The organism is Shimia sp. R9_2, assembly GCF_017743735.1.
Taxonomy (GTDB): Bacteria; Pseudomonadota; Alphaproteobacteria; order Rhodobacterales; family Rhodobacteraceae; genus Shimia.
This window is the reverse complement of record NZ_JAGHRO010000004.1, coordinates 407607-416810: the sequence shown is the minus strand read 5'-3', so window position 1 is coordinate 416810 and position 9204 is coordinate 407607. Positions and strand designations below refer to the sequence as shown.

General features: G+C 59.1%; 8 protein-coding genes. 4 read left to right on the top strand and 4 right to left on the bottom strand.

Annotated features, from left to right (window positions below; translation table 11 throughout):
- Nucleotides 1-139 precede the first annotated feature (139 nt).
- Nucleotides 140-517 carry a helix-turn-helix domain-containing protein gene (locus J7400_RS12935; RefSeq protein ID WP_209063850.1) on the bottom strand — a complete coding sequence of 126 codons (378 nt, stop codon included), beginning with the start codon at nt 515-517 and terminating at the stop codon, nt 140-142.
- Nucleotides 518-707: 190 nt separating this feature from the next.
- Here J7400_RS12935 and J7400_RS12930 point away from each other — a divergent pair, with 190 nt between their 5' ends.
- Nucleotides 708-1472 carry a nuclear transport factor 2 family protein gene (locus J7400_RS12930; RefSeq protein ID WP_209063848.1) on the top strand — a complete coding sequence of 255 codons (765 nt, stop codon included), beginning with the start codon at nt 708-710 and terminating at the stop codon, nt 1470-1472.
- Between the two features lie 56 nt (nt 1473-1528).
- Here the strand turns inward: J7400_RS12930 and J7400_RS12925 are convergent, their stop codons facing one another.
- The 3 genes from J7400_RS12925 to J7400_RS12915 form a co-directional block, all read right to left on the bottom strand.
- A complete protein-coding gene (locus tag J7400_RS12925; RefSeq protein WP_209063846.1) occupies nt 1529-2197 on the bottom strand; it encodes a DnaA/Hda family protein in 669 nt (222 codons plus the stop codon).
- A 6-nt stretch (nt 2198-2203) separates the two neighbouring features.
- Nucleotides 2204-3289, bottom strand: a complete 1086-nt coding sequence (locus J7400_RS12920; RefSeq protein ID WP_209063844.1) for an AI-2E family transporter — start codon at nt 3287-3289, stop codon at nt 2204-2206.
- 113 nt (nt 3290-3402) lie between these two features.
- Nucleotides 3403-5088, bottom strand: coding sequence for an ATP-binding protein (locus tag J7400_RS12915; protein WP_209063842.1), 1686 nt, complete (start codon nt 5086-5088; stop codon nt 3403-3405).
- A 462-nt stretch (nt 5089-5550) separates the two neighbouring features.
- Between J7400_RS12915 and proS the strand changes: the two genes are divergently transcribed.
- The 3 genes from proS (at nt 5551) to J7400_RS12900 (ending at nt 9076) form a co-directional block, all read left to right on the top strand.
- Nucleotides 5551-6903, top strand: a complete 1353-nt coding sequence (proS, locus tag J7400_RS12910; protein WP_209063839.1) for a proline--tRNA ligase — start codon at nt 5551-5553, stop codon at nt 6901-6903.
- 210 nt (nt 6904-7113) lie between these two features.
- Complete coding sequence (locus J7400_RS12905) at nt 7114-8400, top strand: lipoprotein-releasing ABC transporter permease subunit (RefSeq protein WP_209063837.1); 1287 nt, start codon at nt 7114-7116, stop codon at nt 8398-8400.
- Complete coding sequence (locus tag J7400_RS12900) at nt 8393-9076, top strand: ABC transporter ATP-binding protein (protein WP_209063835.1); 684 nt, start codon at nt 8393-8395, stop codon at nt 9074-9076. The genes J7400_RS12905 and J7400_RS12900 overlap by 8 nt, the downstream gene beginning before the upstream one ends.
- Nucleotides 9077-9204: the final 128 nt, after the last annotated feature.

Below are 9204 nucleotides of genomic sequence, written 5' to 3'. Positions count from 1 at the left end.
TTCAGTTAGAACGGATGATGCCTAAAAGTGTCTGCATTATGGCTGTCATCGTGTTTTTGGGTGGCGCGTGTTGTTTTGGCTGGGCCCCAATGGGGCAATGCCGCTTTGTGAAACAGGTTTGGCGCTTGAGCGGTGCGCGTCACCCCGCCTGATCGCGATCGTATTCCATGCGGTGTTGGCGGACCTCGGACATTTGCTCGTGAGACCAGAACACCAGCGGTTTCAGAAGCTCCAGCAGGGTGCGGCCCAGTGGGGTGAGCTCATAAGACACGGCAACCGGTGGGCCGGGGTCGACGGAGCGGGTGATATAGCCGTCACGCTGCAAGCCGCGCAGGTTTTCGGTCAGCACGCTTTGGGTGACGTCACCAATGCAGCGTTTGAGGCTGCCGAACCGTTTGGGTTCATCCTCCAGCGCCATGATGATGATCATGCGCCATTTGCCGGTCACGTTGGAGAGGACCGAGCGAATGGAGCAGTTTGAAGCTTCCGCTTTGTTGGCAACGCCGATTGGTAGCATGTGAGGCTCTGGTATCGTTTTGAAACTGATTTGAACAGTAGCGCAGCCCTGAGTGAATTGCAAATTCCCTTTGTTGTGTTGGTATGTTTGACCATACCAGGTCAGCTTAAGGTACGTAATTGCTATGTGGTAGGGATTTGATACCAAGTTTGTACAGAGACGAAACAGACACGAATCAGAGGATCAAATCATGTCACCGAAAGAACTTGTTCTCGCGCTTTTCACTGCTGCATTTACAGATCACGACCCTGAGGCCGCCCGCGCGCTGGTCACCGCAGATTACATTCAACACAATCCGCAGGTGCCGACCGGTGCCGAAGGGCTGATGGGGCTGGTGCCGCTTGTGGAGCAGTCGGGTATGAGCGTTACAACCCACCGGGTCATCTCGGAAGGGGATCTGGTTGTGTTGCACAGCACCTTTGACAATGCCGATGCCTTTGGCGCGCCAAGTCTGGCGGCGTTTGATGTGTTTCGGGTGGAGGATGGCAAGGTTGCTGAGCATTGGGACAACCTCCAGCCCATTCCGGAAACCACCGCGTCAGGCCGGGGGATGACCGATGGTCCCACCGAGGTGACCGATCTGGACCGCACCGAGGAGAACAAGGCGCTGGTGCTGGGTTTTGTGCGGGACGTGCTGGGCGGTGCGGCGCCGGAAAAAGCGCCGATGTATTCAGAGGTCTATATGCAGCATAATCCGCAGCTGGCGGATGGGATTGACGGGTTGATTGCGGGCACCAAAGCCTGGGCCGAGCAGGGTTTTGTGATCACCAAGTTTGAGCCGCAGATTGTGGTGGCTGAGGGCAACTTTGTCTTTGTGGCCTCGGATGCCACTGTCAGCGATCAGCCGTGGGCTTTCTTTGATCTGTGGCGGGTTGAGGATGGCAAGATTGTTGAACACTGGGACGTGGTGTCTCCAACGCCCGCGCAGATGGTGCATGACAACGGCAAATTCTAAGGACAGGCAGTCACTGGCGCGCCGATAGGTTTTGGCGCGCCTTTGGGGCAGGTGTCTCAGTCCTGCTCCAGCACTCGTTTCGCCAGCACTTTGGTGATCGGGCGCTTTTCGCTGAGGGAGAGCTGGTCCACGGCTTCGACCACGCGGGCCACACCTGCAAAGGAGCGGTCCATATGTTTGGCGATGTAGCTCAGCACATCAGGGGTTGGCATCAGCTGGCGGTCGCCGAACTGTTTGGCCATCACCGCCATTAGAAGCATGTCATCGGGTTGATCCAATGTCGCCACCGTCGTGCCCTGCATCCGGCTTAGGAGATCGGGCAGGGTGAGGCCCCATTGTAATGGGGTGCCAAGCCCTGTGAGCAGGAGGGTGTTGCCCTCTGCCAAGGTCAGGTTGTGCAGGTGAAACAGCGCGGTCTGGGCCTCGGGATTGTCTGCGATCAGATGCACATCTTCCACGGCCACAGGGGTTTTGGCGAGTGCGGGCACGTCGTCTTTGTGAAGGCTCGTCGCGCTGACAATCTGCGCCTCGGCCAGAGCGGCCCACACATGGGTCAGATGGGTCTTGCCTGAGCCCAAAGGGCCTGACAGCACAAGTTTGCCGCCCGCCCAATTGGGCCAGAGATCGACAAGCCCCAGAGCCATGGCGTTGGCGGGGCTGACAAAGAAATCATCACGCCCAAGCGCTGCCCGGACGGGCAGATCAAAATTTAGCTGTTCAGCCATTGTCGTTTATTCAGCGTCCTGTGCGCTTTCGCTCTGCGAAGCGCTGTGCCCGTAGTAGAGTTTTGAGGACATGTATTGGCCTGTGGCGAAACGTGCAAGCACACCGATGGCGGCGGCGACCGGAACGGCGACCAGCATGCCGACAAATCCGAAGAGCGCGCCGAAGACGGACAGTGCCAGAAGCAGCCAGACCGGGTGCAGGCCCACCGATTTGCCAACCAGTTTGGGGGTCAGGATGTTGCCTTCCACGACCTGCCCGATGGCAAAGATGATGCCGACCAGACCAACCTGCAGCCAGTCCCCCCAGAATTGAAACAGCGCCAGACCGATGGCGAGCGCGCCCCCGATCAGGGCGCCAAGGTAGGGGATGAAGGTCACAAGGCCCGCGATGGAGCCAACCACGAGGCCAAATTGCAGCCCAACCACCATAAGGGCGACGGCGTAGTAGGTGCCAAGGATCAGGCAGACGGTGCCCATGCCGCGCACAAACGAGGCCAGTGTCTTGTCGATGTCGCTGGCAAGACGGCGGATGATCGGCGCGTGATCACGGGGCAGCAGCCCGTCGACCTCGGCCACCATCCGGTCCCAATCGAGCAGAAGATAAAAGGCCACCACCGGGGCGATCACCAGAAGGGTCACCACATTGAGTACAGACATGGCGGAGCTGAGCGCGGTTTGCAAAAACGCGCCGCCACGCTCTTTGAGAACGGCCCCAAGCTGCTGCAGGGTCTGGTGCATGACCGAGTCCGGTTGCTGCATGCTGGGGAATTTGGCGGCCACAAAGGCGCGTACCTGTTGCACCACTTCGGGCAGGGTTTCCACAAGCGCGATGAACTGCTGGATCAGGGTAGGCACCACAGCGAGCACCAAAACCGCAAAGACCAAGAGCCCCACCAGCGTGATCAGCGCGGTGGCGGCAGCCCGAGAAAGTCCGCTGTTTTCAAGGCGGTCGGCAACCGGGTCCAGAAAATAGGCAATCGCGCCGCCCAGCACGAAGGGCAGCAACACATGCCCCAGCGCCCAAAGCATCAGGGCAGATACCAGAACAAAAATACCCCAGAACTGAAATTGCTTTTTGGCGGGAAGGGCCATGTAACCGATGCTCCAAGTTGACTTAACTGGGCACAGTCATCGCCGAAGCGGCCCTAGGTTGCAAGCATAAGTGGTTTTCCTGCCTTTGCCAAAACGGCGGGGCAGGTGGCGGCTTATGCGTGGAGGCGGAACGGCTCAAGCACCGACAGCAAATCAATTCTTTTCAGAGGCTTGGCCAGACAATCGTCAAAGCCCGCGTCAAGATAGCTTTGCACCTGCTCGGGGAAGGCATTTGCTGTCACAGCCACCAGTTTGGTGCACCCGGCCGAGACACCGGAGGCAGGGTCTGTGCGCAGGGCCTGGGCGATTTGATCGCCGCTGAAATCGGGCATCTGAATGTCGACAAACAGGAAGTCAAAGCGCGTGTCGCGCGCCTGCTGCAGCGCGGTGGCGCCGTTGGTGGCGGTTTTTACCGATGCGCCCATGCTCTCCAGCATTTTGGACAGCACAAGACGGTTGACCGCGCTGTCGTCCGCAACCAGAGCCTCTTTGCCCGCATAGGCATTGTACAGAATTTCCGGTGAGATCTTCTGCTCGTCCTGCGCTTTGGTGATCGGCATTGGCAGGGTCACATGGAAGGTTGTGCCTTCGCCCAGTTTGCTCTCTACCTCGATCTCGCCGCCCATGAGGTCGACAAGTTTCTTCACAATGGACAGGCCCAGACCGGTGCCGCCTTTGCGGCGCGCCACAGAGGCGGTGGCCTGTGTGTAGGGTTGGAACAGGCGGCTCAGCTGTTTTTCGTCCATGCCACTGCCGGTGTCGGAAATGCTGAAACGCAGGCCAGTTGGCAGGGTGTGCAGGGTGATGCCCACAGCGCCGCTGTCGGTGAATTTGATGGCGTTGCTGATGAGGTTGCCCAGAATTTGGCGCAGGCGGAATTCATCCCCCAAGCGCAACAGATCGGTGCAGGCGCCTTGCTCCTCATAGGTCAGAGACAGCGCTTTGGCCTCAGAGCTGCCCCGATAAAGCGCCATCACCGCATGTGTGGTTTCTGCGGCGGAGAAGGGGAGCTCCTCCAGCGTGAGTTCACCGGCGTCAATTTTGCTGAGGTCCAGCGAGTCATTGAGGATGCGCAGCAGACCCATGGATGAGGTCTCAATAGAGCTGAGCAGATCCACACATTCACTGTTTTTGGGTTTGTCGCTGGCATATTCATGCAGCAAGTCCACCGAGCCGATGATGCCATTGAGCGGCGTGCGGATTTCATGGGCCATATGGGCCAGAAATGTCTCGCGTGCCTCTGCGGCCCGTTGCGCGAGCGCTTCGGCTTCCTTGGCTTCGACCAGTGCGGCTTTGAGGGCGATCTGCTCGTTCACGCAGCGCGCGACCTGTTGCAGCGTGCGCTGATCTTCCGCGCTCCAATCCCGCGGCTCGGGCGTGGCTGCGCAGAGCGCACCAATCGGTGTGCCATCAGGCAGATGGATGGGCATCCCGAGGTAGCCGATCAGATTGAGGTCTTTGATGGCACCGTTGAATTTGAGCACAGGGTGCTCCCGGGCGTCTGAGACAACCAGCGGCGCATTGCTGGCGCGCACGTGCTGACAGAAAGAATGGCTGAGCGGTGTCTGGCGCGCCTCGGCATAAGCCGGAGGCAAACCGATATGGCTTTTGAAGTATTGCCGGTCTTCGCTGGGCTGCACGATAGAAACCAGAGCAACAGGCGCGCCGAGCACGCGGCTCGCCAAGGAGCTCAGGTTGTCGAAGGCCTGTTCCTCTGCCGCGTCTACAAGCTCAAGCGCCTGTAGGGTGCGGTCGTCAGCCGGCGACATATTGGATGCCGGTTTCACAGGAATGTTCATCTTCTAGCTCATGCGTTCGCGGTTTAGACTGGGCAGTTGCCCGATGCGCCCAAAAAACCAAAGGGCGCAGCCAGTTGTGCAAAGACCTGTCGTCCTAGTCTCAGTAAGGATTTCGGTCTACGCATATATCTAGTGCGTTTAGCGTTAATCCAAGGTGAAATTTCATACGTAAATCCCCATATTTAATACAAACTTTACCTATTGAGCGGTTGTCCGCCCGCGCCTGAGGTGGATCGGCGAACTTGCGCTCTCGACGGGCGCGGCAAATTATTTTTTCGTGAGCGGGCTTGGTCTCCTCCCACTTGGTTGGTTGCGAACAGGGGGAGCGTCCCGGGGGGGTATCTCTGGCTATATGCGGGCTTGGCTTGCCTCGCGGCAAGCTTTGGGCTAGCCCATGGCGAACGCTGACATACGCGCGCCCAGAGCTATGAGTGGGCCGCCCCATTGGAGAGAAAACCGCAGATGCGCCTGTCCCGCTATTTCCTGCCTGTGTTGAAAGAAACGCCTGCTGAAGCGCAGATTGTGAGCCACCGCCTGATGTTGCGCGCTGGTATGATCAAGCAATCCAGCGCCGGGATTTACTCCTGGCTGCCGCTGGGCTTCAAAGTGCTGCGCAAGATCGAAAACATCGTGCATGAAGAGCAGGTGCGCGCGGGCCACATTCCGATGCAGATGCCAACGCTGCAGTCGGCGGACCTCTGGAAAGAGAGCGGCCGTTATGACGCCTATGGCGAAGAGATGCTGCGCATCAAAGACCGTCATGACCGTGACATTCTGTATACCCCAACCGCAGAAGAGCTGATCACCGATATCTTCCGCTCCAATGTGAGCTCTTACAAAGATCTGCCGCTGACCATGTATCAGATCCAGTGGAAGTTCCGCGATGAGATCCGCCCGCGTTTCGGCGTGATGCGGGGCCGCGAATTCTACATGAAAGACGGCTACAACTTTGACCTCACCAAAGAGGACGCGTTGCACGCCTATAACCGCCATCTGGTGAGCTATCTGCGCACCTATGAGCGGATGGGGCTTCAGGCGATCCCGATGCGTGCGGATGGTGGCCCGATTGGCGGTGACTACACCCACGAATTCCTCGTGCTGGCGGAAACCGGCGAGTCTGAGGTGTTCTATGACAGCGCGGTGACCGATCTGACCTTTGGCGATCGTGAGATTGATTATGACAGCGTAGCGCAATGTCAGGGTGTGCTGGAGGAATTTACCTCCAAATACGCGCGCACCGATGAGACCCACGATGAGGCGCTGTTCAACGAGATCCCGGAAGAGCGCCGCCGTGTGGCGCGCGGCATCGAAGTGGGGCAGATCTTCTACTTCGGCACCAAATACTCCGACGCGCTGAACGCGCAGGTGCAGACCGCTGAAGGCGAAAAAGTCTCTGTGCATATGGGCAGTCATGGCATTGGCGTGAGCCGCCTGCTGGGCGCCATCATTGAGGCGAGCCATGACGACAAAGGCATCATCTGGCCTGAGGGTGTGACCCCGTTCCACGCGGGCATCGTGAACCTCAAGCAGGGTGACGAAGAAGCGGATGCGGCCTGTGAAGCGCTTGAAAAGGCGCTGATCGCGGCGGGTCTTGAGCCGCTTTATGACGACCGCAAGGAGCGCGCGGGCGGCAAGTTTGCCACTATGGATCTGATCGGTCTACCGTGGCGCATCACCGTTGGCCCACGTGGTCTGAAGAACGGTGTGGTCGAACTGACCAGCCGCCGCACTGGGGAGAGTGAAGAGCTGTCTCCAGAAGCGGCCGTGGCCAAGCTGATCGAGATCTACGCCGATCACCGTGTTGTTGGGCTGTAAACACAGCCGATAAAATGTGCGCCTGGCGGCGCGCTTGATTTTGAAAACCCCCGCAAGTGTGCGGGGGTTTTTTGTTGCCTCCGGCGGGGATATTTGGCGCAAGAGGAAAGGCTGCGTTTGCGCTCAGTGTTGCCGACGGGCGCGCGCTGCCGGGTTGACCCTGTGAAAGGGGCCTCATAGGGTCGCGCTCAACCAAGAACCGGAGCAGACATGGCAGGCCAAACCGCCCCTTTTTCCCGATTTGAGTGGATGATCGCTTGGCGTTATCTGCGCGCGCGGCGCGCCGAAGGCGGCGTGAGTGTGATGACCTGGATCAGCCTGATTGGCATCACGCTGGCGGTCTTTGCGCTGATTGCCACGCTGGCGGTGCGCGCAGGCTTTCGGGCAGAGTTTGTTGACACGATTTTAGGCGCGAATGCCCATGCAACCATTTATCAGCGCGGGGAAATTTCCGACACCGGCCAGATTGACCGCACCATTCACGACTTTGACGAGATGGCGGCGCGCCTGGGGGCGGTGCCCGGGGTGACACGTGCCGCGCCTCTGGTCAAAGGGCAGGTGATGGCAAATATGCGCAGCCGGAACGCGGGCGTTGAGGTCTTTGGCATGCGGGCTGCGGATCTGGCGGAGCTGCCGCGGATTGCTGATCCGGAGACCAGCGATGGGGATCTGGCGCGCTTTGGTGAAGGCATCGCCATTGGCTCTGGCGTGGCGCGCGAGCTGGGGGCGCTGGTGGGCGACCGGATCAAGATCATTTCGCCGAACGGGGTGAAAACCGCCTTTGGCACCTCGCCGCGGGTGAGTAGCTATGAGGTGGTCTATATCTTCTCCGCGGGGCGCTATGACATTGATCGCACTCGGGTTTATCTGCCGTTTGAGGCGGCGCAGACATTCTTTGATCGTGATGGTGTGGCTGATGAGATCGAGGTTATGGTGGCTGATCCGGAAAACGTGGGCGAGATGGCTGTTCCGCTGTTGCAGGCGGGCGGAGATAGGGCGCTGGTCTGGACCTGGCAGCAGGCCTCAGGGGGCTTTCTGAATGCACTGGAGGTTGAAGACAATGTGATGTTTGTGATCCTCTCGGTGCTGGTGCTGATCGCGACCATGAACATCGTTTCAGGCCTTGTGATGCTGGTGAAAAACAAGGGGCGCGACATTGGCATTCTGCGCACCATGGGGCTGACCGAAGGCTCTGTGCTTAGGGTGTTTTTCATCTGCGGAGCCTTCACCGGGGTGATTGGTACAGTGATGGGCGTGCTGCTTGGTTGCCTGTTTGCGATCTACATTGATCCCATTTTTTCCTTTGTAAACGTACTGTTGGGCGGTGAGGCCTGGGATCCGTCGATCCGCAATATCTATCACCTGCCGGCGCGGTTGCAGATGGAGGATGTGATAAGCGCGGTGAGCCTGTCGCTAGGACTGTCCTTCATTGTGACGATCTTTCCGGCGCGGCGGGCAGCGCGGATGAACCCTGTGGAGGCGCTGCGCTATGAATGATGTTGTGCTGAAACTTGAGGGCGTAGAAAAGCGCTATAACAAGGGCTTAGCCGGTGAAATCCATGTCCTGCGCGGGGCGGAGCTGCGCCTGAAGGCGGGTGAGATGGTGGCGCTTGTGGCCCCGTCAGGCGCGGGGAAGTCCACGCTGCTGCATATGGCGGGATTGCTCGATGCGCCGGACGCGGGGGCGGTGGAAATTGGCGGGCAAATGCTCTCTGGAAAGTCTGATCGGCAGCGCACAAAAGCGCGGCGGCAGGACATTGGTTTTGTCTATCAGTTTCACCATTTGTTGCCGGAATTCAGTGCTTTAGAGAATATCGCCCTGCCGCAGATGGCCAATGGGGTGGCCAAAGGGGCCGCCTCAGAGCGGGGGCGTGCCTTGCTGGAAACTGTGGGGGTGGCGCATCGGGCGGATCATCGGCCTGCGGAGCTGTCTGGCGGGGAGCAACAGCGGGTGGCCTTTTGCCGGGCGCTGGCCAATAAGCCACGGATTTTGTTGGCAGATGAGCCGACAGGGAACCTTGACCCCACCACCAGCGATCAGGTGTTTGACGCGCTGATGACGCTCGTGCGGGAGACCGGGCTGGCGGCATTGGTGGCGACGCATAATATGGAGCTGGCGGCGCGGATGGATCGGGTGGTGCGGCTGGAAAACGGGCAGCTGGTAGACGGCTGAGCTCATCAACTGAGAGCGGGTGTTGCGTGAGAGGTTAATGGGGCAGATTTGCCCTGTCTGAAACGTCGGTATTGCGTCGGTAACGCGGCTGTATTGCGGCGGTTCAATATATTGGGGCAGGGGCGTTT

Excerpts from the sequence above, each read along its gene's own strand:
- J7400_RS12900 (WP_209063835.1), top strand. The coding sequence starts at position 8,393 with ATGAATGATGTTGTGCTGAAACTTGAGGGCGTAGAAAAGCGCTATAAC.
- J7400_RS12915 (WP_209063842.1), bottom strand. The coding sequence starts at position 5,088 with ATGAACATTCCTGTGAAACCGGCATCCAATATGTCGCCGGCTGACGAC.
- J7400_RS12930 (WP_209063848.1), top strand. The coding sequence starts at position 708 with ATGTCACCGAAAGAACTTGTTCTCGCGCTTTTCACTGCTGCATTTACA.
- J7400_RS12925 (WP_209063846.1), bottom strand. The coding sequence starts at position 2,197 with ATGGCTGAACAGCTAAATTTTGATCTGCCCGTCCGGGCAGCGCTTGGG.
- J7400_RS12905 (WP_209063837.1), top strand. The coding sequence starts at position 7,114 with ATGGCAGGCCAAACCGCCCCTTTTTCCCGATTTGAGTGGATGATCGCT.
- J7400_RS12935 (WP_209063850.1), bottom strand. The coding sequence starts at position 517 with ATGCTACCAATCGGCGTTGCCAACAAAGCGGAAGCTTCAAACTGCTCC.
- J7400_RS12920 (WP_209063844.1), bottom strand. The coding sequence starts at position 3,289 with ATGGCCCTTCCCGCCAAAAAGCAATTTCAGTTCTGGGGTATTTTTGTT.
- proS (WP_209063839.1), top strand. The coding sequence starts at position 5,551 with ATGCGCCTGTCCCGCTATTTCCTGCCTGTGTTGAAAGAAACGCCTGCT.